Here is a 26,781-nt window from a genome sequence, read left to right as displayed (position 1 = left end):
CCGGCTCGCGCCGGACCTCAGACGTCGGGTCGAGGTTCGCGGCGGTCGCACAACGCGCACGGGCAGCACCGGCAGGAGAGAAGGCAGGCGGAGGAGATGGCCAATCCGTTCGTGAAGTTCTGGAAGTACCTGATGGCGTCGTTCTCGTCGAAGATCGACGAGAACGCCGACCCGAAGGTGCAGATCCAGCAGGCCATCGAGGATGCGCAGCGCCAGCACCAGGCACTCTCCCAGCAGGCGGCCTCGGTGATCGGCAACCAGCGGCAGCTTGAGATGAAGCTCAACCGCCAGCTCGGCGAAGTCGAGAAGCTGCAGTCCTCGGCCAGGCAGGCCCTGGTGATGGCCGACCAGGCGCGCGCCGAAGGCGACGTCGCCAAGGCGCAGAAGTACGAGGAGACCGCCAGCCAGCTGGCGAGCCAGCTCGTCACCGCCGAGCAGGGGGTGGAAGACCTCAAGTCGCTGCACGACCAGTCGCTGCAGTCCGCCGAGCAGGCCAAGCAGGCCGTCGAGCGCAACTCGCAGATGCTGCAGCAGAAGATCGCCGAGCGCACGAAGCTGCTCAGCCAGCTGGAGCAGGCGAAGATGCAGGAGCAGGCGTCGAACTCGCTCAAGCAGATGAGCGACATGGCCGCGCCCGGCACCACGCCGTCGCTGGACGAGGTCCGCGACAAGATCGAGAAGCGCTACTCGACCGCGCTCGGTGAGGCGGAGCTGGCGCAGAACAGCGTGCAGGGCCGGATGATGGAGGTCCAGCAGGCCTCCGTCGACGCCGCGGGCGCCAACCGGCTGGAGCAGCTCCGCGCCTCGATGGGCGGCGGCCAGCAGCAGGTCACCGGGGGACAGCAGGCCAGCGGGGACGTGGCCGAGCCGGCCACCCGCCCGCAGCAGCAGCAGAACCCGCAGACCGGCCAGGCCTGATCGGCCGAGACGATGCCGCCGCGGAAGAACGAACTCGCGGAATGGGGCGAGGCCGCGCTGCGTGAGCTGCGCGGCCCCGTCGTCGGCCAGGTCCGCCGCAAGCTCGCCCAGTGGCGGGATCCCCGTGCGCGGCTGCTGCGCAAGCGCAAGCGCGCACGGCAGAACGCCACCGCCGGGGTGGTGAGCACGGGTGGACTCGGTGCCGGCGCGTACGTGTCGTTCGCGCCGCACCAGTTCGGCATCCCGGTGGCCCCGGGCGTGCTGGAGACCTCGCTCGACGTCGCCGCGTTCGGCCTCGGCGGGGTCGCCGTCGCGGCCGCGTTCGGTTCGTTCGCCGAATGGCGGCGCTACCGGCGGCTGCTCAAGGCGCCGCTGCCGGAACCGGCGCCGGAACCCGTGGAACTGCCGCCGAGCGGCTCGCGGGCGCGCGAACCCATGCGGTTGCTGCGCGACGCCGAGCAGAGCATGCACCAGGCGTTGACGCAGCTCACCGCGGACGGTTTCGCCGAAGCCGACGATGCTCGCGCCACCGCGAACCGGGCCGCGACGGCGCTGCGCGAGGTCGCTTCCCGGTTGCAGGCGGTGGAAGCGGCGCTGCCGCACGTGCCCGCGACCGAGCAGGACGAGCTGCGCGCCGACGCGAAACGCCTGCGCGACGAACTCGACGAAGGCATCGAGGGTTACCGCTACCTGGTCGCCGCCGCGGGACGCGCGGTCGCGGCCAGCGGGGCGCCGGAGCAGCGCCACGCGGTGCAGGACGCCACGGACAGGTTGGCCGGGCTCGCCACCGCGCTGCACGAGCTGGGCTGGGGGAGCGGGACCGCGGACTCGTCCCGCCAGTGACGAAAGCACCGGTCAAGCACGACGCCCTGATGACTCCACGTCAGTACGCGTGACCCATTTTTCACTCGAATGAGCCCATGACGGGTTGATTATGTGATGCCGAATAGTAATCTTCCCACTGTCGCTACGTTACGTGGCAACGTTTCCCCGGGGAGGGGAAAGTCGGGGAGGGCACTGTGGCGTTGTGGACCGTGCACGGCGACGGTCGTCAGCTGGTGGACGAAGCGGTCGTGGGGTCCGGCGAACGGCTCAGCTGGCCGCTGACCGTCGGCTTCGGCTTGCAACACCTGATCGCCATGTTCGGCACCACCATGCTCGTGCCGCTGCTGACCGGATTCCCCGCCTCCACGACACTGCTGCTGTCCGGCCTCGGCACGCTGCTCTTCCTGCTCATCACCCGCAACCGGGTCCCCGCCTACCTGGGCGCCTCCGTGGCGTTCGTGGTGCCGATGGGCGCCGCCGTCGACCACGGCGGCGCCGGCCAAGGCGCGCTGCTCGGCGCGATCATGATGGTCGGCCTGGTCGTGTGCACCTTCGGGGTGGCGGTCAAAGCGCTCGGCGTGCGCCTGCTGGAAACGGCGATGCCCCCGGTCGTCACCGGGGGCATCGTGCTGATGATCGGCTTGAGCCTCGCGCCGCAAGCCGTGTCCTCGTTCGGCGTCCAGCCCGTGCCCGCCGCCATCACCCTGGTGATCGTGGTGCTCGCGACCGTGCTCAGCCGCGGGATGTCGCGGCGGCTCGCCGTGCTGCTGGGCGTGCTCGGCGGCTGGATCAGCGCCGCCCTGCTCGGGCAGGTCGACCCGGCCCGGCTCGACGCCGTCGCCCGCGCGCCCTGGTTCGGGCTGCCCGAACTCGTCAGCCCGCAGCTGCACCTGTCCGCGGTGCCGTTCGTGGCGCCCATGGTGCTGGTCGTGCTCGCCGAACTCGTCGGCAACGTCAAAGCCGTGGCCGCGATGAGCGGGCGGAACCTGGACGGCCAAGTCGGCGACGCGCTCATCGGCGGCGGCCTCGCCACCGCCCTGGCCGGCGCCGGTGGCGGCTCGGCGCTCAGCAGCAACGCCCCGAACGTGGGCGTGATGGCCGCGGCACGGGTCTACTCGACCGCGGCGTGCATGATCGCCGCCGTCGGCGCCGTGCTCCTCGCGTTCTGCCCCAAGCTGAGCGCGTTGATCAGCACCATGCCGCTGGGCGTGTTCGGCGGAGCGCTGTTCGTCGTCGTCGGCGTGCTCGCGCTCGTCGGCGTGCGGATCTGGAGCGAAGCGGGCGTGGACTTCGCCGACCCCGTCAACCTCACCGTGCTCGGCACCGCCCTCGTCGCCGGAGTCGGCGACCTGACGTTGTCGCTGGGAGCGCTGCGCCTGACCGGACTCGTGTGGGGCTCCATCGGCATCGTGCTCGTGTATCCCGTGCTACGCGGCCTAGCAGACACCATCTCCACCCACCGTGAGGTGTGAGGGGGCTCCGGTCTCGTCCTGCTCGGGTGGTCGGGTGGCGGAACTTCAGCGTTCTCTCGCTGCGGGATCTTTTTCCCGAGTGGCTCCGCCACGAGGGAAAAAGCCGTCCTCGCGAGAAGACGACTGAGAACCCGCGGGTGTTCGGCTTGCTCAAGCTGGTCGCTGCTCAGCGGCTTCGCCGCTGACAGGACGAGGACGAACCCGGCTGGTCGTGACTGGGCGCGCTGGCCGGTCCGGAACTCACGGTTGGCAGTGGGGGCAGTGGTAGGTGATCCGGTCGCCGGGGGGTGCGTCTCGGGTGACCGGGCCGCCGCAGCGCAGGCAGTGGCGGCGGCCGTACACCCAGTGGCGGGCGTCGCGGCGCGGATCGCCGGTCGTGGACTGCTCCGGGTGCCAAGCGTTGCGCAGCAGCAGGCGACGGCTCAGCAGCACCGCCCGGTCCGCGTCGATCTCGGCCACCGGCGTCGACGGCGCTCGCCGCAGCAAGAAGCACACCTCGGTGCGGTAGATGTTGCCCAAGCCCGCCAGCACCGCCTGGTCCAGCAGCGCCGCACCGACCTCGCGGGCCGGATCCGCCGTGAGGCGGCGCACCGCCTCGGCGTGCGACGCCGCATCCCACCCCTCGGCCAGCAGATCCGGCCCCAAGTGCCCGACGAGCTCGCCCTCGTCCGCCGTGCGGATCCAGCGCAGCTCGTGCAGCTCGAACCCCACTGCGCTGCACCGCGCCACCGTGAGCACCGCGCGGACCTGGTGCGCCGGACGACGCCACCGGGCCCCCGGCGGGTACAAGTGCCAAGCACCCTCCATGCGCAAGTGGCTGTGCAACGTCCAGCCGCCCTCGAAGCGCACCAGCAGGTGCTTGCCCACCGGGCGCACCTCGCGCACCGTCCGGCCGGTCACGTCCACCTCCGCCAGCCGCGGATGGCGGAACTCGCCGCGCACCACCACTTCGCCCGCCAACGCCCGGTGCAGGCGATGGCAGCTCAGGAACACCGTGTCCCCCTCGGGCATCAGGCCCCCGGCAGCGACCCGTCGTCGAGCTCCGGGTCGTGATCGCCGGGATCGTCGTCGAACGAATCGTCCAGCGCCGGCTCGGTGCCCGGCCTGCGCCGGCCCGCGCGCAACGTCCGGGCCAGCAGCAGGTTGAAGCCCAACGCCACCTCGCGGGCGCCCGGCGTGCCCCACTGGTGGATCGGCAGGCACGCGCCCTGCGCCTGCTGCACCGCGAGCCGATCCGGCAACGCCACCGGCATCACCAGCGGGCCGAAGATCTCCCGCAACTCCTCGATGCGGAACTGGTGCTCGTGCGACCGCGGTCGCACCCGGTTGACCACCACGCCCAGCGGTTGCAGCCGCGGATTGTTCGCCGCGCGCTCCGCCTGCACCGCCTCGAACGCGCGCTGCACCCCGGACACCGCGAAGATCGTCGGCTCGGTGACCAGCAGCGCGCGGTCAGCGGCGATCAACGCCGACCGGGTCAACCTGCCCAGCGACGGCGGGCAGTCCAGCAGCACCAGCTGGTACGGCAGCTCACCCTCGGCGATCAGCGAATCCAGCGCGGACAAGGCCTCGGTGAGCTTCGCCAAGCCGCCCTTGCCGTCGTCCGGGCCGCCGTTGTAGAGCTCGGCGTCCTCCGAACCGACCAGGACGTCGACCTCCTCGCCCCACCCGCTGGGAGCGACCGCCGAACGCACCACCTCCGCCCGCGGGTCGGCGAGGACATCGCTGAGACCGAGGCGGGTCTCGTCCGGTTCCAGCGCGGCCGTCGCGTTGCACTGCGGATCAAGATCGACCACCAAGGTCCGCGCGCCGCGGCGCATGGCCGCCGAAGCGAGCCCGAGCACCACGGTCGTCTTCCCGACACCGCCCTTGAGGCTGAGCACTGCCACCGTTTGCACGCCCGTAGCCTACGGAACAGGCCCGATCTCGTGTGCTGCTGCGCCCCGGCGTCCCGCCCCGCCGGTGCGTCGCCGTGCCTGACCCGCCATTACGCTGCTGCCCATGAGATCCGACGCCGTCCACCGGGTGCTGGAAGAAGAGATCACCGAGGCCCGTGCGCGCCGGGACGGACGCCCGCCCCGCGTCCTGGACGTCGGCGGCGGCAGCGGAGTCTGGGCCGTACCGCTGGCCTCCGCGGGCTGCGAGGTCACCGTCGTCGACCCCAGCCCGAACGCGCTGGCCACCCTGCAACGCCGCGCCGCCGACGCCGGAGTGGCGCAGCTGATCACCGCGCTGCAAGGCGACACCGAAGCGCTGCACGCGTTCGCGCCGCCCGGCGGCGCCGACCTGGTCCTCGGCCACGGCCTGCTCGAATACGTCGACGACGTGGCCGCCTCCCTCGCCTCGCTGGTCACCGCCACCGCCCCCGGCGGCGCCGTGTCCGTGCTCGTGTCCAACCGCTACGCGGCGGTGCTGGCCCGAGCGCTCGCCGGGCGGCCCGCCGACGCGCTGCACGTGTTCCGGGACCCCGACGGCAGGCACGACGGCGACGGGGACACCGTGCTGCGCCGGTTCGACGGAGACGAACTCGCGCTGCGCATGCGGGAAGCGGGACTCGTCGTGGACCTCGTGCAAGGCCAAGGCGTGTTCAGCGACCTGGTGCCCGGATCGGTCCACGAAGGGCAAGGCGCCGACACGCTCGCCGAACTCGAACGCGCGGTCGCCGCCACCCCGCCGCTGCGGGACATCGCGACCCGGCTGCACGCCATCGGACGTCTCCCAGGGTGACCGCAACGGCCCGGACGACGAGGCGAACCGGGACGGCGACCCGGGTCGAATCCCAGGTGTTGGGCCGTTCGGTTGATCCGAGGGGATGATGTCGGCAACCTTGCATCCGTCACCTGACCCCTGCGGGTAGTCGTGGCGTCGCGGGAACCGTATCCTCGACGGTGACGCCCCCAAGCGTTCGCCGGGTTCCCACTCGGAGGCGTGCCTCCGAGTCTCCGGCGCCACGAGTTACCTGTGCCGGAGGAGGAGCCATGCCGCTCTCCGAGCACGAGCAGCGACTGCTCGACCAGATCGAGCGCGCGCTCTACGCCGAGGATCCGAAGTTCGTCTCCACCGTGCGCGGTGGACGGTTGCACCGTCCGTCGCGGCGCCGCCGCCTGCAAGGCATCGCCGTGTTCGCGCTCGGTTTGATCCTGCTGGTGCTCGGCGTGGTGCTGCCGTTCAAACCGGCCGACATCCCCGTGGTGAGCGTGTTCGGCTTCCTCGTGATGTTCGGCGGCGCCGTGCTAGTGCTGTCCGCGATGCGCGGTGGCAGCCAAGAAGCGGAATCCGAAGGGGAAGCGAACGCAGGCTCCTCCGGCGGTGACCGGAAGAAGCCCGAACCGCGGGAACGCGGGTCGTTCGCCCAGCGGATGGAAGAACGCTTCCGGAAGCGGTTCGAGCAGTAACCCCGGACGACAGCCCACTTGCACCATCAACCCGGTGACCCTCGGTCGCCGGGTTTGTTGGGCTTTGGAGTCTTGTTCGGCTTGGCGTGGGGTTGGGGTGTCGGGTTCGGCTTGGCGTGTGGGGTCGGGTTTGAGAGCCTTCCCCGGTTTGGGCGTGTGGTTGCTGTGGTGCGGTGGAAGGTCGGCTTTAGGGATTGCTTCCACGGCTCGTTTTGCTTTGGTGTCCGGGTGGCGGAACCTCAGTCGCTTCCTCGCTGCGGGATCTTTTTCCCGAGTGGCTCCGCCACGAGGGAAAAAGCTGTCCTCGCGAGGAAGCGACTGAGAACCCGCCGGTGGGCGGCTTTTCGACGTGGGCTATTCGCTGCGCGAATACAGGCACGGCTTCGCCGCAAGACAGGCGTGGCTTCGCCCGCTCAAGGCGCGGCTTCGCCGCTAGGCACGGCCTTCGGCTGCTAGGCAGGCGCGGCTTTGCCGCTGGGTGTTGCCTTCGGTGGGGCTTTGCTTGCCTGCTGTGTGGCTTTGCCGGTCGAGGTGCCGCCTTCTGGTGCTGGGCGGCCTTGCTGGTGGGCTTCGCCGGTTGCTGCGCGGGCTCTTGGCCTGGGGTTTTCTTCCCGGTGAGCCGACTTCGGTCGCTCAGCTGGGCGGTTGTGTGCTCCGGGTGGTGTCAGGGGGTTGTGTCTTGCTGGTCGGGGCGGTGGGGGAGCACTGAGCGGGGGAGGAGGCGTTGGCGCCAGGTCAGGGGAGACCGGTGCTGGAGGGCGCTGAGGGCTCGGGCGAGGGTGTCGGCGGGGGGTGGTGCCATCGTGGTCGTGGTGTGGCCGGTGGGGGCGTACCACTCTCGTTCCACCGCCGTGACCAGGTCGTGGACCGCTCGGGCGGCGTCCTCGTCCAGGTCGTGGGTGGTGATGATGGTCGCCGCCGTGGAGCGCACCGTCGCGGAGGTGTCAGCGGGGGCGCCGCCTCGGTCGGTGAACTCGTCCAGCAGCTCTCGCCAAGCCGAGCCCGCGGCGCCGGGCGCGTCCGCGCGGATCGCGGTCAGCCGCCGCCTGCGCCTGATCTCGCGCAGCACCGCGGGCGCCATGCCCAGCAGCAGCGCCGCCAGCAGGACGAGACCCGTCGCGACCCACGCACCACCGGAACCAGGCCGCGGCGCCTCAGGAGCCGGGGCCTGCTCGGCGTCACCGGGGACGGGGGCCTCCGGCTGGGGAGCGGTGGACTCCGTCGGCTGCTGCTGCTCGCCCGAATCCGGCGTCGGAGCGGGAGCGGGGGCGGGCGGGTTCAAGTACTCGGGCAGCGCCGTGCGGCCATCGGCCAGCGGAGTCGGGTCGAACGTGACCCAGCCGTACTGCGGGAAGTACGCCTCCACCCAGGCGTGCGCGTCGTTCGTGCTGATCACGCGCTCGTCCCCGTCGCGGTAGCCGGAGGTGAACCCGACCGCGACCCGAGCGGGCACTCCCGCCGAGCGCAGCAGCACGCCCATCGACGAGGCGAACTGCTCGCAGAAGCCCCGCTTGCCGCGGAACAGGAAGTCCTCCAAGGCGTTCCCGCTCGTCGACGGGCCCGTGCTCAGGTCGTACCGGAACCCGTTCGAACGGTCCGTGAAGAACCGCTGCAGCGCCACGGCCTTGTCGAAGTCGGTCGGCGCGTCCGCTGTGAGCCGCTGGGACAGCTCCGCGATGCGCGGCGACACACCATCGGTGTTCAAGTACTCCGGGGCCACGTCCACCGGGCCGTTCGCCTCGCGCAGCTGCTGCGGAGTGGGGGACGGCAACGTGACCGTCTCCACGTACGGCCTGCTCTCCTGGCGGGTCTGGGTGAACACGACACCGCTGCCCGGGTCGTAGCGCCACTGATCACCCATCCCGTCCACGGACCGCGGCAGGCCGAAGATCGGCAGCCACGGATCGCGGTAGCCGACCGGATCGATGTTCACCGTGGCCGTCGGGCCCTGCGCCAGCGTGTTCGTGCCCGTCGGCAGCGGCAGCGGCTCGCGGGCGTCCACCCCGGCGTTGAGCGTGCCGAGCTCCCACCCGCGGCCCGGGTCGAAGTGCTGCAACGTCATCGCCCGCAGGTACGTGGGCTCCGGCAACCCCCTCACCCGGAACAGGTCGACCGGGCTGTCCCGGTCGAGCTGGCCGCGCAGCGACGTGAACGGCCGCAACCCGATGCCGCCGGTGCCCGACCCGTAACCCGTGGCGGCGCCACCCGGCAACCGGCCCTCGGTGCCCACCCCGGTGAACACGACACCCGTGAGCAGGGAGACCACCCCGGCCGCGGCGGCCAGCGCCACGCCCCGGCGGCCCAGTTCCTCCCGGCCGCCGCTGCCGTGGCGATGCCTGCCGGAGCACGCCAGCAGCAACGCGAAACCCGCGGCGCCTGCCACGAACGTCCACCACGGCAGCATGTTCGGCGCCAGCGACGCGGGGATCGCCACCACGCACAGCAGCACCAGCCCCGCGACGGCGGGCACGCCCGCGCTCACCGCGATCACGTCGACTAGCAGCGCCACCACGCCCAGTCCGAGGCAGATCAGCACCTGCAGCGGGAGCTCCACCGGAACGGGCGGAACGCCCTCCCGCGCCACCGTCATCGCCTGACCGAGCAACCCGGACAGCTCGCCGAGCGCACCCGAACCCGGCAGGAACCCCAGCAGCGCCTGCCCGGTGAACAGCGCCGACAGCAGCATCGCCAGCACGGCCGCCTGCGCGGGCACGATCAGCGGCGTCCACCAGCGCAACGTGCGCCCCAGCAGACCGGTGCCGCCGACCACGACGACCGCCAGCACCGCCGGGACGATCCAGCGGCCGTCGCCGAGGATGCCGGTGAACGCGGTCGACGCGGTCAGCGTCGCCACCACGGCGGCCAGCGTCGACACCGCCGTCGTGCTCGCCGGACGAACCCGAGTGCTCACGACATCGCCCCCGAACCGGCGGTGCCGACCGGCGCCGCCTGGCACAACCTGCCCCACGCGCCCGCCAGCGACGACCGCGGCCCGTCGACGACGACCACGGTCCAGCCGGAAGCGCGCAACCGCTCCGCGGTGCGCTGCGGCGCGAACGAACCATCGGACGGATCACCGGCCCACGTGCGCACGTCCAGCAGCAGCGCGAGGCTGCGCGCCCGCTCCGGGCGCAGCCGGGTCAGCTCCTGCACACCGGCGGTGGTCGTGGCGCCCAGCACCGCGATCAGTTCCTGACCGCTGCCCGGATCCTGCGGGCACACCAGGTCGCGCTGCGCCGACGGGCGCACCGCCGCCAGCGCGTCCAGCATCGCCGAATCGTCCTGGCCGCCGTCGAACGGGCCGGGGCCGCCGCTGAGCGTCGCGGCGTCCTCCGTGACCAGCCGGACCTGCTGGCCGTTCGCGTGCAGGTGCGCGCAGATGCTGGCGGCGGCCGAGACCGCCCACTCCAAGCTCGCCGCCGCGCCCGTCCCGCGGTGCGCGGCGGACCGCCGGTCGAGCAGCACCGTCACGCCGCCGTGCCACGGCCGTTCCTCGACGCGCACCATCAGCTCGTCCCGCTTCGCGGTGCTCTTCCAGTGCACGCGCCGGATGTCGTCGCCGTGCCGGTACTCGCGGACCATCGTGTCGTCGTCGCCGTGCCCGGCCCGCAGCCGCGTCGACCCGTCCTCCCCGGTGCCGAGACCTGAACCGGCGGGCAACCCGCCCAGCGGCACCACCTTCGGCACCGCCACCAGACGGCTGCGGCCGGCCAGTTCGTGCTCGAACTCGGTGAGGCCGAACGGATCGCCGATCCGGGTGCGCAACGGGCCGATCTGGTGGATTCCGCGCAGCCCCGGGCTCGCCGGGTACTCCAGCACCGCGCCCGACCGGCGCACGTGGTCCAGCCGGAACCGCGGCCGACCGCCGAGCGCGTGCGGCACGCCGTCCTCCAGCAGCAGCCCGCCGACCGGCACCCCGCCGGAGCCCGTGACGTGCAGGCGCACCGCGACGTTCCCGCCGACCGGGACCCGCCCCGGCAGCACCTCCCGCCGGACGCGCACCCCGTGCCGCGCCCGGCTCGCCAGCAGCAGCGCCAGCAGCGGCAGCACCACCACGAACGCCGCGATCCGCAGGAGGTCCCGTTCGTCGAGCACGAGCGAGCACACCGCCGCGGCCACGCCCGCGGCGAGCAGGCAGCGGCCCCGGACGGTCAGGCCGGACAGCACGGGCCTACCGCCGGGGCCCGGTGTCGCCGCGCGGCACCTCGACCCGGCGCAGCAGCGACCCCACCAGGTCGGACGCGGAACGACGAGTCGCCCGCGCCTCGCTGGTCAGCACCAGCCGGTGCGCCAGGACCGGTACCGCGACGTTCTGCACGTCGTCCGGGATCACGTAGTCCCGCCCGGACAGCGCGGCCTGCGCGCGGGCCGCGCGCACCAGCTGCAACGTGGACCGGGGGGAGGCGCCGAGCCGCAGCTCCGGCAAGGTGCGGGTGGCGGTGACCAGGTCGATCACGTAGCGGCGCAGCTCGGTGCTCACGTGCACCCCGCGCACCGCGCGCAGCAGCGCGCGGATCTGGTCGGCGTCGGCGACGGGGCGCAGCTGCTCCATCGGTTCGCGGCCGGTGTGCTCGTCGACCATCGCCAGTTCCGCCTGCGGATCGGGATAGCCGATGGACACCCGCGCGGTGAACCGGTCGCGCTGCGCCTCGGGCAGCGCGTAGGTGCCTTCCATCTCGATCGGGTTCTGGGTGGCGATCACCATGAACGGCGCGTCCAGCGCGTAGGTCTCGCCGTCGACCGTGACCTGGTCCTCCTCCATGCACTCCAGCAGGGCGGACTGGGTCTTCGGGGACGCGCGGTTGATCTCGTCGCCGACGACGATGTTCGCGAACACCGGGCCGGGCCGGAACTCGAAGCTCTCGGCCTGCCGGTTGTAGAGCGAGACACCGGTGATGTCGCTGGGCAGCAGGTCCGGGGTGAACTGGATCCGGTTCACGGTGCAGTCGATGGAGCGGGCGAGAGCCTTCGCGAGCGAGGTCTTGCCCACGCCCGGCACGTCCTCCACCAGGAGGTGGCCTTCCGCGAGCAGGGTGACCAGTGCGATCCGCACCACCTCGGGCTTGCCGACGAGGACCTGCTCGACGTTGGCCGCGATCCGCTGCACGGTGCCGTGCAGCGTGGCGATCGTCGCGGGCTCGGTCTCCCGCACGTGCCCGCCGTTGCCGCGGGTCACGGCGTCGGCGTGCCCGCCACCGGCGAACGCAGTGCCGGACGTGGGCATGTTGGGCGTCACGCAACCTCCAGGTGTTCCTCCGAGCGCAGCGGCACGCCGCGTCCGCGTTGACGTCGCTGCCGGCGCCCGTCGACCGGCGATCGGCGGTCGTGTGGTCGGCGATCGCGCGCTCAGGTGCCTTTGCAGTGTGCCAAACCGCAGGCGGCCGCCGTACCGGTGCCGGTGTCCTGGGGCGTTCCCCACCTTCCCCCACCGCGGACCCGCGGCGGCGCCCGAAGGCGGCCCGGAGTGCTCCCCGGCATGATCGGCGGCCGCCGGGAGGTCGTTTCCGGCCGGCGGCCCCCACCCGTCCCCCACCTCCGCGGGCTTTCCTTCAGAGGCCCCCTAGCTGGGCAAACGTCCGACACGCCGTGGCGCGTCGGACGGCGTTCCAGGTTGACGGTGGAGTGAAGTGGGGTACTGTGGCGCTCGGTGGGGCAGACGGGGGTCCCGCCCGGCTCCGGGGAGTGCGGGGTGGTCGGCATCGCCGGTCTCCCGTCGAGGTGGAGTCGTCGGGCCGCAGGCCCGAGGGGGGAGGTGGACCGGGATGTTCCTCGGTACCCACAACCCCAAGCTCGACGACAAAGGTCGTCTGACGCTGCCGGCGAAGTTCCGGGACGCACTGGCAGGGGGGCTGATGGTCACCAAAGGACAGGACCACTGCCTCTACGTCTTCCCGCGCGCCGAGTTCGAGCAGATGGCCCGCAAGGTCGCCGAGGCTCCGCTGACCAACGAATCCGTCCGCGCCTACCAGCGGTACCTGTTCGCGGGCACCGACGAGCAGCGGCCGGACGGACAGGGCCGGATCCCGATCACCGCCGAACTGCGCCGCTACGCGGGCCTGGAGAAGGACTGCGTGGTGATCGGCGCGATCAACCGGCTGGAGATCTGGAACGCCGAGAGCTGGCAGAGCTACCTCGACGAGCACGAGGAGAGCTACGCGCAGGCCCGGGAGGAGGTCCTGCCCGGAGTCTTCTAGCGGTCCCGGTGGCGTGAGGCCTCGGTCCGCTCACGTGTCCTGGTGCACCTTCCCCGGCACCAGAACACCCCGAGCGGACTGGGACCTGAGGTCACCAGGAGCGGTGGATCTCGCGCGGTTCGGCGAGCCGGGTGCGGAACTCCGGACGTGCGCGGGCCGCGGCGACGGGCCCGTCCGGGCGGCGGCGCCCGGGTCGCGGACGGCCGGGACGGCGTTCGTCCTCCGTGGACTCGCGCGGTGGTGGGTTCGCCCATCGCGGTGGAGTCGCGGCAGGTGGTGGCGATCGGGTCCAGCGGACCCGGACGAACCGACAACGACACGAGAACACAGAGGAGCACGGCAGCAGTGACCGGTTTGCGGGAGGGAGGAACCGCCGTGGCGCAGGAGGACTCGCCAGGAGACGCCGAGCGGGGTTCTGCCCAGGACCGGCACGTTCCGGTGGCGCTGGATCGGACGCTGGAACTGCTGGCGCCCGCGCTCAGCGGCGGCCCGGCGGTCGTGGTGGACGCCACGCTCGGCATGGGCGGCCACGCGGAAGCGCTGTTGCGGGCGCACCCGCAGCTGACGCTCGTCGGGCTGGACCGGGACCCGGAGGCCCTGCGGCTCGCGGGGCAGCGGCTCGCCCCCTTCCGGGACCGGCTGCACCTGGTGCACGCGATCTACGACGAGTGGGCCGACGTGCTCGCCGACCTCGAACTGCCCACTGTGGACGGTGCGCTGTTCGACCTCGGGGTGTCGTCGTTGCAGCTGGACGAGGCCGATCGCGGTTTCGCCTACTCGCAGGACGCGCCGCTGGACATGCGGATGGACCCCGGTGCCGAGCGCACCGCGGCCGAGGTGCTCAACACCTACTCGCCCGGCGAGCTGGCGCGGATCCTGCGCCAGTACGGGGAGGAGCGGTTCGCCTCGAAGATCGCGAACGCGATCGTGCGGGAACGCGCCAAGGAGCCCTTCGACCACAGCGACCGCCTGGTGCGGATGCTCTACGACACGGTGCCCGCGGCCAGCCGCCGCACCGGCGGGCATCCCGCGAAGCGCACCTTCCAAGCACTGCGGATCGAGGTCAACGCCGAGCTCGACGTGCTGGGCAGGGCGATGCCCGCGGCGCTGGACTCGCTCGCGACCGGCGGGCGGATCGTGGTGCTGTCGTACCACTCGCTGGAGGACCGCATCGTCAAGCGCGAACTGGCCGAACGCGCGAAGTCACGCACCCCGGTCGACCTCCCGGTGGAACTGCCGGGCCACGGTCCCGAACTGAGGCTGCTCACCCGCGGCGCCGAACTCGCCGGTGAACGGGAAACGGCGGACAACCCGCGGGCCGCCTCGGTGCGGCTGCGCGCCGCCGAACGGATCAAGGAGGCGGCATGACGGCACCCGCACGCGCCAAGAAGCCCGCAGCGCGCACCGGCACCGCGGAGAAGAAGGACCCGGCCAAGCGGTCGAACTCCGCGACGAAGTCGAAGACGACGACGACCCGGGCGGCGAAGAACCAGGCCACCAAGACCCAGCCGGCGAAGAAGGCGCAGCCGCAGAAGAAGTCCCAGACCTCGAAGGCGCGGACCCGGTCCGCGACGGCCGAGCGCGCCTACGCGCGCCGCGAGGAACGGCGGGACCGCTCCGCCAGGGAGACCGTGGAGCGCAGGCCGCGACGCCAGCGCCAGGCGGCCGAGCAGCGCCAGCCCCGCCAGTGGCGGCTGGCCGCGGTGCGCCCGCGAGCCCGGCAGCTGCAGGCGAAGGTCGCCACGTCGCGAGCCCCGCTGGTGGTCGCCGTGATGGGCCTGCTCGGCGTCGGGCTGGTGGCGACGCTGTCGCTGTCGATCGCCGCCGTCGGCGGCTCGTACCGCCTGCAGCAGGCGGAACAAGAGGTCACCGCGCTCAACGAGCACCGCGAGCAGCTGCTGCGCGAGGTCAGCAACCTCGACTCCACGCCCGCGCTGGAGCGCAAGGCGACGGAGCTCGGCATGGTGGCGCCGCCCGGACCGCCCGCGCACCTGGTGACGCACCCCGACGGCTCGGTCCACGTGATCGGTGAGCCGCAGGCCGCGACCGGGCCGGCGACACCGCCGAAACCGGTCGAGCAGAACCCGACGCCCGGAGCGCAAGATCCGGCGCCGCAGCGACAGGCCGCGCTGATTCCGGCGGTGGAGGGGGACTGATGGTGCGCAGGGGGACGCGGACCGCCGGGGGGAGGCGGACCGCGCGCACCGACGTGGCCGGGAGCGCCAGGCGGTTGCGCATCGGCCGGTTGTTACTGGTCGTGGCACTGGTGCTCACCGGCACCAAATTGATCATGGTGCAGGGTTTCGACGCGCAGGACCTGGCCGCCGCGGCGGCTCAGCAGCGCTTCACCAACGACGCGATCCCCGCCGAACGCGGTTCCTTCACCGACCGCAGCGGCAACGTGCTCGCGTTCAGCAGCGAGGCCCGCCAGCTCTACGCGACGCCGACGCGGCTCGCCGACGAGCAGGACAAGGCGCACGCCGAAGATCCCTCGGAACCCACCTCGGACCAGTACAAGCGGGAGATCGCGCGGTTCATCACGAAGACCCTCGGCAACCGCGTCGCCGAGCAGGACGTGCTCGCGGCGCTGTTCTCGAAGTCGACCTACACCACGATCGGCCCGCTGATCGAACCCGCGCTCGCCCGCACGATCACCGAGAAGTACCCGCAGATCGGCGAGGAGTACCGGGCCACCCGCGAATACCCGGCGGGCGAGAACGGGGCGAACGTGCTCGGCGGGGCGCGGTGGAGCCAGGACGCGCGCAAGATCGAAGGCCGCCTCGGGCTGGAGAGCTCGATGGACAAGCTGCTCGCGGGCACCGACGGCAAGAAGGTCTCGGACACCGCGATGGGCAGCGACCTCGTCATCCCCGGCACCGAACGGGAGCTGGAACCGGCCGTGCCCGGCTCCGACGTGGAGCTGACGCTGGACTCCGACCTGCAGTACATGGTGCAGAACAAGCTCTCCGACTACGCCCGCAAAGCCGGAGCGCGCAGCGCGGGAGCGGTGGTGCTCGACGCGCACACCGGTGAGGTGTACGCGCTGGCCAACGACAAGTCCTTCGACCCGAACTCGCCGTCCTGGGGACCGGACGGCCTGGGCAACCCGGCGGTGACCAACCCGTTCGAACCTGGCTCGGTGAACAAGGTGATCACCGCCGCCGGGGCGATCGAGGACGGCCTGCTGCGCCCGGAGACCGTGCTGCAGGTGCCGGGCAGCATCAAGGTGGCCGACCGGACCGTCCGCGACGCGTGGTCGCACGGCACGGTGCCGCTGACCTTCACCGGCGTGCTCGGCAAGTCCTCCAACGTCGGCACCCTGATGACGGCGCAGCGGCTCGGCGAAGACCGGTTCAACGACCTGGTGCACAAGTTCGGGCTCGGCGAGACCACCGGCATCGGACTGCCGGGGGAGAGCGCCGGTTTCGTGCCGCCGCGCAAGGACTGGTCCGGCAGCACGTTCGCGAACCTGCCCATCGGGCAGGGCCTGTCCATGACCGTCCTGCAGATGGCCAGCATGTACCAGGCCATCGCCAACGACGGCGTGCGCGTGCCACCGCGGGTGATCGCGGCCGAGACCGGGCCGGACGGCGAGCGCGTGGAACGCCCCCGACCCGAAGGCGTGCGGGTGGTCAACCCGGAGACCGCGCACACCGTGAAGGACATGCTGCGCGCCGTCGTCCAGGAGGAACCGCAGCAGGGCACCGGCGCGGACGCGGCGCTGGAGGGCTACCAGATCTCCGGCAAGACCGGCACCGCGCAGCAGATCGACCCGACCTGCAAGTGCTACAGCAACAGCACCTACTGGATCACGTTCGCCGGGATCGTCCCCGCCGACAACCCGCGGTTCGTGGTGGGGCTGATGCTGGACGCGCCGAAGAGCGGCACGCCGGAATCGAAGTCGTCGGCACCGCTGTTCCACGACATCGCCGACTACCTGACCTTGCGCTACCGCATTCCGCTGTCGCCGAACCCGGCGCCCGGACAGGTGCTGCAGGTGAAGTGACCGCCGGGATCGCACCCGGCCATCCGGGGCGGAGTCATTCCGGCCGGATGTGGGCGATCTGGATCTGCTGAGGTCCGCTGCGGAGGGAACGGCTGACCAGGGTGCCGCGGCCGGGCGGAAGCGTGCTCGCGGTGACGTTGCCGATGAGCCTGCCCTCGGCGGCGTCGGCGCTCATGAGCAGGCCCGGAGTGGAGATCTCGCGCATCCTGCCGATGATCGGGTCGTGCAGCGCGCGGTTCGCGCGGGCCGAATCGCGGGCCAGCACCAGGTGCAGGCCCACCGCGGAGGCCTGCGCCACGAACTCGGACAGCGGCGCCAGCGCGTTGTCGCCCGGAGCGGAGACGAGTTCGTAGTCGTCGACCACGACGAACAGCTCCGGTCCCGTCCACCACGGGTGCGTGCGCGACCGCTCGCGCACGACGCCCGGACCGGGCAGCCGGTCGCGCACCGTCGCCGCCAAGTCCCGGACCGCGGCCCGCAGCTGGTCGGTGCTGACCGCGTGCTCCACCAGGTACGGGCTCTTCGGGAAGCCGAGCAGACCGCGCCGCACGTCGATCAGCACGATCATGGCCTGCTTCGGGGTGTAGCGGGTCGTGATGCCGCGGATCACGGTGCGCAGCAACGAGGTCTTGCCCGCCGCCGCCTCGCCGAAGGCGTAGAAGTGCGGTTCCGCCCGGAAATCCAGGTGGATCGGCTCCATGCCGTCCTCGTTCACGCCGATCGGCACGAGACCCGGCCGGGACTGCCGCTCCGGGACGGGCAGCTGCTCGTAGGGCAAGTGCAGCGGGAGCAGGCGGACCCTGGGCGCGCGGGCGCCGGGCCAGCCGTCGCGGAGCTTGTCGACCATCTCCGCGACCCCGGCCTCGCCCTCGGCGCCCTCGGCGCGCGCGGTGAGCATGTGCAGCTTCGGCGGGTGCAGGCCGCGCCCCGGTTCGTCGTCGGGCACCCGCTCGGCGGCGTCGTGGTCGATCTCGGACTCGGCCGGTTCCGCCAAGCGCAGTTCCAGCCGGGTGCCGAGCAGATCCTTGAGCGCGGGCCGGAACTCCGACCACCGGTCCGCGGTGACGACCACGTGCAGCCCGAAACCGAGGCCCTGGGAAGCGAGGTTGACCACGTCCCGGTCCGCGCCGTCGAACTCGTCCTGCAGCGCAGCCCAGCCGTCGATGATCAGGAAGACGTCCCCGTAAGAATCATCGTCGAGCCCTTCGCCGCGGCGGCGCTGATCGCGGTAGGTCTCCATCGAGTCGATGCCGCGGTCGATGAAGCGGGCCTCCCGCCAGGCCAGCAGGACACGCAGCTCGGCGATGGTGCGGCGCAGCACGTCCGGGGCGTCGCGCCCGGAGACGGCGCCGACGTGCGGCAGGTCGCGCACCGCGCGCAGGCGGCCGCCGCCCAGGTCGATGCAGTAGAACTGCACCTCCTCCGGGGTGTGGGTCTGGGCCAGCGACAGCAGCAAGGTGCGCACCGCGGCCGACTTCCCGGAACCGGGCGACCCGACGACGGCCACGTGCCCGGAACCCCCGGACAGGTCGACCCGCACCGTCTCCTGCTTGTGCTCGTACGGCATGTCGACGACGCCGACCGGCGTGCGCAGCCGCGGTCCGCGACGCCGTTCGGCGAGCGGTGGCAGCAGCTTCTCCAGCGTCGGGGGTTCCCGCAGCGGGGGCAGCCAGATCGGTTTCGCGGTCGGGCCGGTGCCGCGCATCCGGCGCACCGCGAGCCGCAGCTCGCTGCGCGACTCCGCCCCGGTGCGCTGATCGCCGTGCGCGGGACCGGAGACGTAGGCGGCGCGGAACCGGTGCACCCCGGCCGCGTGCCGGAGGTAGCCGTGACCACCGGTGTCGGGGAGCTCCGCGGCGTCGCCCTCGCCGATCGCGGCGCGGGAATCGGCGGCGTTGAGCGTCCGCAGCGCGATCCGGTACGTCAGGTGCCCGTCCAGGCCGCGCAGCGCGGACTCCTCGACGCGGCGCCCGGACAGCAGCAGCTGCACCTGCAGCGAACGGCCCATCCGGCCGATCATCGCGAACAGGTCGGCCAGCTCGGGCTGTTCGTGGAGCAGCTCGGTGAACTCGTCGATCACCACCAGCAGCATCGGCAGCGCGGGCAGGTCCTGCTCGACGCGTTCGGTCCGGTACTCCCAGACGTTGCGCGCCCGCACCTTGCCGAGCAGCGCCTGGCGGCGCTGGATCTCACCGGACAGGGCTTCCCCCATGCGAGCGACCAGCCGCGGATCCTCGCGCAGGGTGGGGATGATCCCCGAGACGTGCGGGGCGTCCCGGAAGTCCGCGAAGGTCCCGTCACCCGCCCAGTCGACGAGCACGAAGTTGACCTCTTCGGGGGAGTGCGTGGCCATCAGCGACAGCACCAAGGTCCGCAGGAACTCCGACTTGCCGGATCCGGCGTCGCCGACGCAGAGCCCGTGCGGCCCCATGCCGCCCTTGGCGGCGTCCTTGAGGTCGAGAGTGATCGGGGTGTCGTCCCAGGCGCCGATGACGGCCTGGTAGCGCTGCTCGATCAGCCGGGGGCGCCAGGTCTCGCTCGGGTCGAACGCGGTCACGTCGGGGCGGCCCAGCAGCGGGAAGAGACCGAGCGCGCCGCTGGACGAGGGCGCGGGCGGCGGTGCGGCCTCCGGCTCGGCGGTGCCGGACAGCGCGGCCACCAGCCCCGCGATGTCGTCGGGGGACTCGTCGAAGTGCGGCTGGGCGATCTGGAACGCGCGTCCCTCGTGCTGCGCCCACCCCTCGGTGGGCAGCAGCTTCGCGAGCTCCGGGTCCAGCTTGGACTCGGCCGGGTCCGGCAAGGACAGCTCGATCCGGCCGGAGATCAGGTCCACCAGTTCGTCGGGCAGCTCCGACCAGCCGCGTGCGGTGACGATGACGTGCACGCCGAAGGTCAGCCCCGCGCTGGCGATCTCGATGACCGCGTCGGCCAGGTCCGGGACGTGGCCGGCGAACCACGCCCACCCGTCGATGATCAGGAACGTCTCGGCGTGATCGGACCCCTCCAACAGGTCGGGACGTTCCCGGCGGAGCCTGCGGTAGCGCGCGATGGTGGAGATGCCGGCCGCGAACAGCTCGCGGCGCCGGGCGATCAGCTCTTTGACCTCGCCGAGCAGTTCGATCACCGCTTCCGCGGTGTGCCCCGCCGAGTAGACCTGCGCCAGCCCGGCGAGCCTGCCGTCGCCGTCGAGGCACTTGAACTGCACCTGGTCGGCGCCGCTGATCGCGGTGAGGCTGTAGATCAAGGTCTCCAGCAGCGTCGATTTCCCGGAGTGGATCCGGCCCACCACCGCCACGTGCGTGTTGTGCCGGAACAGGTCCAGCTCGACGTGCTCCACGGACTGCCGGTCCGACGCCCGGGTGCGGCCGATGGGCACCGGCGAGGTCGCGTCGCCGTCCTTGGGGTGATCGGCGAGCAGCTCGCCGATCCGCACCGGGCGCAGGTCCACGGTGTAGCGGGCGCCGCGGACCCACGAGAAGATCATGTCGCCGTGCTGGTTCCCGCCGCGAGTGGGGGTCTGCCTGCCTTCCTCCGTCACCCGCTTGTGCACGAACTTGTAGAGCTCGTTGAAGGTCATCTTGCCGTCGTGGTCGGTGTCGGGCGCACCGGTGCGCATCGCCTCGATGATCGCCGAGGTGAAGGTGGACCCGGGCTGCGGCCGGTCCTCCCGAGGCCGCGGGGTCTCGTAGGCGTACTCGATCTCGTTGCTGGCGGTCATGGTGAACAGCCCGCCGCCGAGCTGCTCCTCCAGGTTCACCGCGTCGCCGGAGCGGGGAACAGCACCGTCGTTGAACACGCCGCTGTAGCAGCAGTCCAGCACGACCGCCTTCGACCCGGCCTGGCACTCGGTGATCATGCGGTGCACGATCTGCGCGGGCACCGCCGTGGAGTAGGGCAGGTTCAAGTCGGTGTTGCCCGCGGCGAAGAACAGCTGGTTGTCGTCGTTCTTGATGCCGTGGCCCGCGATGTAGAGCAGCACCACGTCGCCCGGCTCGCACTTGGCGAACAGCTCCTCGATGGCCCGCTCGATCGCCGCCTTCGTCTCGTTGATGAGGGCGTGCACCACGTCGAACCGGCCGATGTCGTGGTCGGCGAGCAGCTGCTTGAGCTCCTGGGTCTCCTCCGAGGCGTGCAGCCCGCGCAGCCGCGGGTCGAAGTACTCCGAGGTGGCGACCAGCAGCGCGTACCTCGCGCCGTCACGGCTCACGCGCCGCTCGCGTCGGTCATCCGCAGCAGCACCGATTCGATCTCCTCGCCGTCGGTGTCGGCGTCCGCGCGCAGGTGCACGTCCCCGGCCCGCAAGGTGATCGCCCGGTGGCTGTGGAATTCGAGCCAGCTGGTGAGCACGGAGGACAGGGTGCTCGCCGTGCCCACGCCCACCGAGCCGACGACCAGCAGTTCCGCGATCAGCGCCCCGGTGCCGAGGCTGTCCGGCGGCGGTGCCTCCCGCACCCGGTGCACGGCCAGGCCGCCGACCTTCTTCAAGTTGAACTGCATCAAGTGGGTGGCGTGATCGAGTCTCTCCGGAGCCATGTCCGGTGCTTCCAGCGCTACGCGAATCTCAGGCATGCGATCCCCCGGCTCGGCGAGCAGTGATCACACCCGGTATATCAAAGACCGACCGCCGGTAGTGGAGCTTTTCCGGGGCTCATCGAGGACGTGCGACCGTCGCGGCGCGATGCGATCCGGCCGGATCGGTGCGCCGCGACGTGCACGGGCCGCTCGCGCCACGGCCCGTGCACGCCCGGAGCTCAGGACGGGATGCGCGGGCCGCTGGACCCGAGGTGATCGTCGAATTCCGATGGCGACGGCACCCGCTGCGTCGCCGCTCCGGCGGTGCTCGCGGCCGGAGCCGCCCCCGCCCGAGTCGTTCTTCCACCGATCCTCCCGAAATCCGCGGAATCACCGACCTGGCGAGATGAACGCTAAACGACGATCGGCGGTTCGCACCACGATCCGCCGGAAGTTGCACGAGACGGACCAGTCGTCACCCGCGAACGGCCCCGCCCACAAGTAGGGGTTTCGGGGTGCGGGTGACCGAGGTCATGGCCGGCATTTCCCTTCGCTCGCGGGCGCACCGCTCCGGTGCCGGTGGCGGCGCTGCGTCCGCGCAGGCCAGGTCAGGGATCCTGACGGGGTTCGACGTGGTTCGCCGCGGAGCCGGATCGGGGAATCGGCGGTTTCCGGATCACCCGCCCGGCGTCGAATTCGAAACTGGTTTCGAGAAACGGATTCCGCCGGTGGGAGGAACGAGTGCCCCGCTCTCGGAGTTCCATCGGGTGAATTGCGGAGTGCGTTCGCCGCGCATTCCCGCGCGCATTCTCCGCGGTACCGCGACGACCATTCCGCGCGTCGCGCGGCACCGGCCGCCGCGCCGGTGGCGAGGCCCGCCGACGGGGACGCGCCGGAGGCGTTCTACTGGACGTCGGCCCGTCCCGCGGGCTGCTCCGAACGGCCCAGTCCGAGAACGCGCTGTGCGCAGAGGTGACCATGAGCATGACCCGTCAGGTGGTACCGGTAGCCTTGCGCGACGTGCCTTCCGCGGTCGCGACAGCCCCGCCTCGACCCGCTCAGGTCGAGCCGGTGCAGATCCACGAACTCGCCGAGACTATCGGCGCACGGGTCATCAACGTGCCTGGTCACAACCCTGGTGATGGGTTGGTGACCGGAGCGACGTTGCGAGCTCAGCAAGTCCGGGCCGGTGATCTGTTCGCCGCGCTGCCCGGAACCAGGGTGCACGGTGCCGACTTCGCCGCCGACGCGCTCACCGCCGGTGCCACCGCGGTGCTCACCGACCAGGCCGGTGTGGACCGCGTCGCCCTGCTGGACCACCCGCGGGTGGTCGCCGGTGAGGTCACGCTGCTGGTGCACGAAGACCCGCGCGGCGTGCTCGGCTCCGCCGCCGCCCGCATCTACGGCGACCCCTCGCAGCGGCTCACCATCCTCGGCGTCACCGGCACGTCCGGGAAGACGACCACGAGCTACCTGCTGGAGTCCGCGCTGCGCGCCGCCGGTCACACCACCGGCCTCGTCGGCACCGTGGAGACCCGCATCGCGGGCGAACGCCTCGACAGCGCGTTCACCACGCCCGAAGCTCCCGACCTGCAGGCGCTGCTGGCGGTGATGGTCGAACACGGCGTGACGCACGTGCCGATGGAGGTCTCCAGCCACGCGCTCGCGCTGGGCCGCGTCGGCGGCACCCGGTTCGCGGTCGGCGCGTTCACCAACCTCTCCCAGGACCACCTGGACTTCCACCGCGACCTCGACGACTACTTCCAGGCGAAGGCGCTGCTGTTCGACGGCCGCTCCGAGCACGAAGTGGTGTGCGTCGACGGCGGCTGGGGGCAGCGGCTCGTCACCGACGACACGATCACCGTGTCCACCACCGGCGACGCCTCCTGGACCGCGACCGACGTCGAAGCGTTCCCCACCGGGGAGCAGCGCTTCCGCGCGCACGGGCCGGACGGGACGCTGGACGTGCGGCTGCGGCTGCCGGGGCCGTTCAACATCGCCAACGCACTGCTGGCCGCCGGGGTGCTCACCGCGGCGGGCGTGCCCGCGGCGGCGATCGAGCAGGGCCTCGCCGAAGTGGACGTGCCCGGCCGGATGGAACGGGTCGCGCTCGGGCAGGACTTCACCGCCGTGGTGGACTACTCGCACAAACCCGGTGCCGTCGCCGCCGTGCTCGACGCGGCGCGCGCGCAGGTCACCGGGGCGCACGTCGGCGGCCGGGTGCTCGTGGTGCTCGGCTGCGGCGGCGACCGGGACGTCGCGAAGCGGCCCCTGATGGGGGAAGCCGCGGCCCGCCGGTCCGACCTGCTCGTCGTCACCGACGACAACCCGCGCAGCGAGGAACCCGCCGACATCCGCGCCGCCATGCTCGGCGGAGCGCTCGACGTGCCGGAGGGCGAACGCGGTGAGGTGCTCGAAGTCGGCGATCGCAGGGAGGCCATCGCCGAGGCCGTGCACCGGGCCCGCGTCGGAGACGTCGTCGTGATCGCGGGCAAGGGCCACGAAACCGGACAGGACGTCGCCGGCGTGGTGCACCCCTTCTCCGACCGGGACGAGGTGGCGGCGGCGCTGCGGCGCAGGCTCGACACCGGCAGCGCCCGGCTCGGCGAAGGCAGCGGGGGAACGCAGAGCTCGGGGGAGCCGACCTACCCGGCCGGTGGCCGGGGCAGCAACGAGGAGGCAAGGTGATCCGGCTCAGCCTGGCTGACATCGCGGAAGCGGTCGGCGGCAGGCTCCACCACGCGGACGGGACCGAGATCGTCACCGGTTCCGTGGAGTTCGACTCCCGGCAGGTCCGCCCCGGCGGGCTGTTCGTGGCCGTCCCGGGCGAACGCGTCGACGGGCACGACTTCGCCGCCCGCGCCGTCGCAGACGGAGCCGCCGGCGTGCTCGCCGCGCGTGAAGTGTCCACAGCGGACGAACCGATCCCGACGGTGATCGTTCCGGAGCTGCCCGAACACCACCCGAACCGCGTGATGGCGCTCGCCGGGGACACCGACGGCAGCGGTGCCGCCGTGCTCGCCGGACTCGCGCGCCTCGCCCGCGCCGTGGTGGACCGACTGCCCGACCTCACCGTCGTCGGAGTGACCGGCTCGTCCGGCAAGACCTCGACCAAGGACCTCATCGCGCAGGTGCTCGCCCCCGCCGGCGAGACGGTGGCGCCGCCCGGCTCGTTCAACAACGAACTCGGCCACCCGTGGACCGCGCTGCGCGCCGACGACACCACCCGGCACCTCGTGCTGGAGCTCTCGGCGCGCGGAGTCGGCCACATCGCGGCGCTGTGCGAGGTCGCGCCGCCGCGCATCGGCGCCGTGCTCAACGTCGGCAGCGCCCACCTCGGCGAGTTCGGCTCGCAGGAAGCGGTCGCGCAGGCCAAGGGCGAGCTCGTCGAAGCGCTGCCCGCCGCGGCCGACGGCGGAGTCGCGGTGCTCAACGCCGACGATCCGCTGGTCGCCGCCATGGCCGAGCGGACCGCCGCGCGCGTCGTGCTCGTCGGGCAGAGCCCCGCCGCCGACGTGCGCGCCGAGGACATCGACCTCGACGAGCAGGCGCGGGCCTCGTTCACGCTGGCCACCCCCGCCGGTTCCGCGCGGGTGCGGCTGCCGCTGCACGGCGAGCACCACATCGGCAACGCGCTCACCGCCGCCGCCATCGCGATGGAACTCGGCGCGAGCGTCGAGGAAGCCGCCGACCGGCTCGGCGGCGTGCGGCGGGTCTCGGCCCGGCGCATGGAGGTCACCGAGACCTCCGGCGGCGTCACCGTCATCAACGACGCCTACAACGCCAACCCGGAATCGGTGCGCGCGGCGCTGAAAACGCTCGCCTCGATGACCAGGGGCAAACCGGGCCGCGCCTGGGCGGTGCTCGGAGTCATGGGCGAACTCGGCGACGCCGAGGTCGCCGCGCACGACGAGATCGGGCGGCTCGCCGTCCGGCTCAACATCGACCGCCTCGTGGTGGTCGGTGAGCAGGCGCGCGCGATGCACCAAGGTGCGTCGCTGGAAGGGTCGTGGGGAGAGGAGTCGGTCCAGGTGCCGGATGTCGATGCCGCCGTCGCGCTGCTGCGCGCCGAGCTGCGTCCCGGTGACGTCGTGCTCGCCAAGGCGTCCAAAGTCGCCGCGCTCTGGCGCGTCGCGGAACAGCTGACCGAGCAGGTCACCGAGAACACCGCCACCGAACAAGCCGGGGGTCACCCGTGAAGAGCATCCTCGTCGCCGCAGCGGTGGCGCTGGTCGTCTCCATCCTGTTCACCCCGTACTTGATCCGGATCTTCTCCAAGCAGGGCTTCGGCCAGGAGATCCGCGAAGAAGTGCAGAAGTCCCACGCCGCCAAGCGCGGCACGCCCACGATGGGCGGCATGGCGATCCTCGTCGCCATGTGGGTCGGGTACCTGGTCACCCACCTCACCGTCGCCGAAGAGGGCCCCTCCGTCTCCGGCCTGCTGGTGCTCGGGCTGACCACCGCGCTGGGCATCGTCGGGTTCCTCGACGACTTCATCAAGATCCGCAAGCAGCGCAACCTCGGCCTGAACAAGACCGCGAAGCTCGTCGGCCAGCTGGTCGCGGCGGTGCTGTTCGCGATCCTGGCGATGCGGTTCCCGGACAACAACGGGATCACGCCCGCCTCCGAGCACCTGTCGTTCATCCGCGACATCACCGTCGTGTCCTTCGGCACGATCGGGTTCGTGATCTTCGCGTACGTGGCGATCAGCGGCTGGTCCAACGCCGTCAACTTCACCGACGGAATGGACGGGCTCGCCGGCGGCACCGCCGCGATGGTGCTGGCCACCTACGTGCTCATCTCGTTCTGGCAGCTGCGCTACGACTGCACGGGCGGCAGCGGCACCGGCCCGGCCTGCTACACGGTGCGGGACCCGCTGGACATCGCGGTGGTAGCCGCCGCGGCGATGGCCGCGTGCATCGGATTCCTGTGGTGGAACGCGGCACCCGCGAAGATCTTCATGGGCGACACCGGGTCGCTGGCGCTGGGCGGCCTCGTCGCCGGGCTGAGCATGGTGACCCGCACCGAACTGCTCATGATCATCATCGGTGGGCTGTTCGTCGTCGAGGCGCTGTCGGTCGTGCTGCAGATCGTCGTGTTCCGCAGCACCCGGCGCAGGCTGTTCCGGATGGCGCCGTTCCACCACCACTTCGAGCTCGCCGGGTGGGCGGAAACCACGGTGATCATCAGATTCTGGGTGCTGGCGGGCATCAGCTGCCTGTTCGGCGTCGGACTCTTCTACGCAGACTGGCTCAGCCTCGTCGACGTGTGATGAGTCGTCGAGGTGATTCGGAGTGGTCTGCGTAGTGGGTCGGGTAGCGGAACCTCAGCGGTCTTCTCGCTGCGGGGTCTTTTTCCCAAGTGGCTCCGCCACGAGGGAAAAAGCCGTCCTCGCGAGAAGACCGCTGAGAACCCGCCGGTGGTCGACCTGCCAGGGTGGTCACTGCTCAGCGGCTTCG

At 71.9% G+C, this 26,781-nt stretch carries 19 protein-coding genes; 12 read left to right on the top strand and 7 right to left on the bottom strand.

Going from position 1 to position 26,781, the window contains the following annotated elements:
* The first annotated feature begins 96 nt into the window (after positions 1-96).
* The 3 genes from BJ969_RS21390 (at position 97) to BJ969_RS21380 (ending at position 3,215) form a co-directional block, all read left to right on the top strand.
* Positions 97-918, top strand: a complete 822-nt coding sequence (locus tag BJ969_RS21390; protein ID WP_184481400.1) for a PspA/IM30 family protein — start codon at positions 97-99, stop codon at positions 916-918.
* Positions 919-930: 12 nt separating this feature from the next.
* Positions 931-1,761, top strand: coding sequence for a phage shock envelope stress response protein PspM (gene pspM / locus BJ969_RS21385; RefSeq protein ID WP_184481398.1), 831 nt, complete (start codon positions 931-933; stop codon positions 1,759-1,761).
* A gap of 176 nt (positions 1,762-1,937) precedes the next feature.
* Positions 1,938-3,215, top strand: a complete 1,278-nt coding sequence (locus BJ969_RS21380) for a solute carrier family 23 protein (protein ID WP_184481396.1) — start codon at positions 1,938-1,940, stop codon at positions 3,213-3,215.
* 240 nt (positions 3,216-3,455) lie between these two features.
* Here the strand turns inward: BJ969_RS21380 and BJ969_RS21375 are convergent, their stop codons facing one another.
* A complete protein-coding gene (locus BJ969_RS21375; protein WP_184481394.1) occupies positions 3,456-4,226 on the bottom strand; it encodes a DNA-formamidopyrimidine glycosylase family protein in 771 nt (256 codons plus the stop codon).
* Entirely contained in the window at positions 4,226-5,113 is an 888-nt protein-coding gene (locus BJ969_RS21370; RefSeq protein WP_184481392.1) for an AAA family ATPase, read from the bottom strand. The genes BJ969_RS21375 and BJ969_RS21370 overlap by 1 nt, the downstream gene beginning before the upstream one ends.
* Positions 5,114-5,216: 103 nt before the next feature.
* Between BJ969_RS21370 and BJ969_RS21365 the strand changes: the two genes are divergently transcribed.
* Both BJ969_RS21365 and BJ969_RS21360 read left to right on the top strand, forming a co-directional pair.
* Positions 5,217-5,942 (top strand): class I SAM-dependent methyltransferase, encoded by a 726-nt coding sequence (locus BJ969_RS21365; RefSeq protein WP_184481390.1) that lies wholly within the window; start codon positions 5,217-5,219, stop codon positions 5,940-5,942.
* Positions 5,943-6,193: 251 nt separating this feature from the next.
* On the top strand, positions 6,194-6,610 hold the full coding sequence (locus BJ969_RS21360) for a DUF3040 domain-containing protein (protein ID WP_184481389.1): 417 nt from the start codon (positions 6,194-6,196) through the stop codon (positions 6,608-6,610).
* Positions 6,611-7,274: 664 nt separating this feature from the next.
* Here the strand turns inward: BJ969_RS21360 and BJ969_RS21355 are convergent.
* The 3 genes from BJ969_RS21355 to BJ969_RS21345 are packed head-to-tail and all read right to left on the bottom strand — an operon-like array spanning position 7,275 to position 11,846.
* Positions 7,275-9,521, bottom strand: a complete 2,247-nt coding sequence (locus tag BJ969_RS21355; protein WP_184481387.1) for a transglutaminaseTgpA domain-containing protein — start codon at positions 9,519-9,521, stop codon at positions 7,275-7,277.
* On the bottom strand, positions 9,518-10,777 hold the full coding sequence (locus BJ969_RS21350) for a DUF58 domain-containing protein (protein WP_184481385.1): 1,260 nt from the start codon (positions 10,775-10,777) through the stop codon (positions 9,518-9,520). The genes BJ969_RS21355 and BJ969_RS21350 overlap by 4 nt, the downstream gene beginning before the upstream one ends.
* A gap of 4 nt (positions 10,778-10,781) precedes the next feature.
* Positions 10,782-11,846, bottom strand: a complete 1,065-nt coding sequence (locus tag BJ969_RS21345) for an AAA family ATPase (RefSeq protein ID WP_343071525.1) — start codon at positions 11,844-11,846, stop codon at positions 10,782-10,784.
* A 526-nt stretch (positions 11,847-12,372) separates the two neighbouring features.
* Here BJ969_RS21345 and mraZ point away from each other — a divergent pair.
* The 4 genes from mraZ to BJ969_RS21325 all read left to right on the top strand — a co-directional run bounded on the left by mraZ (position 12,373) and on the right by BJ969_RS21325 (position 16,810).
* Positions 12,373-12,804 (top strand): division/cell wall cluster transcriptional repressor MraZ, encoded by a 432-nt coding sequence (gene mraZ / locus BJ969_RS21340; RefSeq protein ID WP_184481383.1) that lies wholly within the window; start codon positions 12,373-12,375, stop codon positions 12,802-12,804.
* Between the two features lie 375 nt (positions 12,805-13,179).
* On the top strand, positions 13,180-14,172 hold the full coding sequence (rsmH, locus tag BJ969_RS21335) for a 16S rRNA (cytosine(1402)-N(4))-methyltransferase RsmH (protein ID WP_184481381.1): 993 nt from the start codon (positions 13,180-13,182) through the stop codon (positions 14,170-14,172).
* Entirely contained in the window at positions 14,169-14,960 is a 792-nt protein-coding gene (ftsL, locus tag BJ969_RS21330) for a cell division protein FtsL (protein ID WP_184481380.1), read from the top strand. The genes rsmH and ftsL overlap by 4 nt, the downstream gene beginning before the upstream one ends.
* Positions 14,960-16,810 carry a peptidoglycan D,D-transpeptidase FtsI family protein gene (locus tag BJ969_RS21325; protein WP_184481378.1) on the top strand — a complete coding sequence of 617 codons (1,851 nt, stop codon included), beginning with the start codon at positions 14,960-14,962 and terminating at the stop codon, positions 16,808-16,810. The genes ftsL and BJ969_RS21325 overlap by 1 nt, the downstream gene beginning before the upstream one ends.
* A 34-nt stretch (positions 16,811-16,844) precedes the next feature.
* On the opposite strand, the gene eccCb is transcribed toward BJ969_RS21325, so the two are convergent.
* Together eccCb and BJ969_RS21315 are read right to left on the bottom strand one after the other, a co-directional pair.
* Positions 16,845-21,017 (bottom strand): type VII secretion protein EccCb, encoded by a 4,173-nt coding sequence (gene eccCb / locus BJ969_RS21320; RefSeq protein WP_184481376.1) that lies wholly within the window; start codon positions 21,015-21,017, stop codon positions 16,845-16,847.
* Entirely contained in the window at positions 21,014-21,379 is a 366-nt protein-coding gene (locus BJ969_RS21315; protein WP_184481374.1) for a hypothetical protein, read from the bottom strand. The genes eccCb and BJ969_RS21315 overlap by 4 nt, the downstream gene beginning before the upstream one ends.
* Positions 21,380-22,306: 927 nt before the next feature.
* Between BJ969_RS21315 and BJ969_RS21310 the strand changes: the two genes are divergently transcribed.
* From BJ969_RS21310 to mraY, 3 genes are read left to right on the top strand one after another with little or no spacing between them, the layout of a single operon-like run.
* Positions 22,307-24,010, top strand: coding sequence for a UDP-N-acetylmuramoyl-L-alanyl-D-glutamate--2,6-diaminopimelate ligase (locus BJ969_RS21310; RefSeq protein WP_184481372.1), 1,704 nt, complete (start codon positions 22,307-22,309; stop codon positions 24,008-24,010).
* Complete coding sequence (locus BJ969_RS21305; protein ID WP_184481370.1) at positions 24,007-25,521, top strand: UDP-N-acetylmuramoyl-tripeptide--D-alanyl-D-alanine ligase; 1,515 nt, start codon at positions 24,007-24,009, stop codon at positions 25,519-25,521. Before BJ969_RS21310 ends, BJ969_RS21305 begins: the two co-directional genes overlap by 4 nt.
* A complete protein-coding gene (mraY, locus tag BJ969_RS21300) occupies positions 25,518-26,594 on the top strand; it encodes a phospho-N-acetylmuramoyl-pentapeptide-transferase (protein ID WP_184481368.1) in 1,077 nt (358 codons plus the stop codon). The genes BJ969_RS21305 and mraY overlap by 4 nt, the downstream gene beginning before the upstream one ends.
* The last annotated feature ends 187 nt before the right edge of the window (positions 26,595-26,781 follow it).

The organism is Saccharopolyspora gloriosae (genome assembly GCF_014203325.1).
GTDB lineage: Bacteria > Actinomycetota > Actinomycetes > Mycobacteriales > Pseudonocardiaceae > Saccharopolyspora_C > Saccharopolyspora_C gloriosae.
The sequence above is the reverse complement of the archived record's forward strand: the minus strand, read 5'-3'. Positions and strand labels throughout refer to the sequence as shown.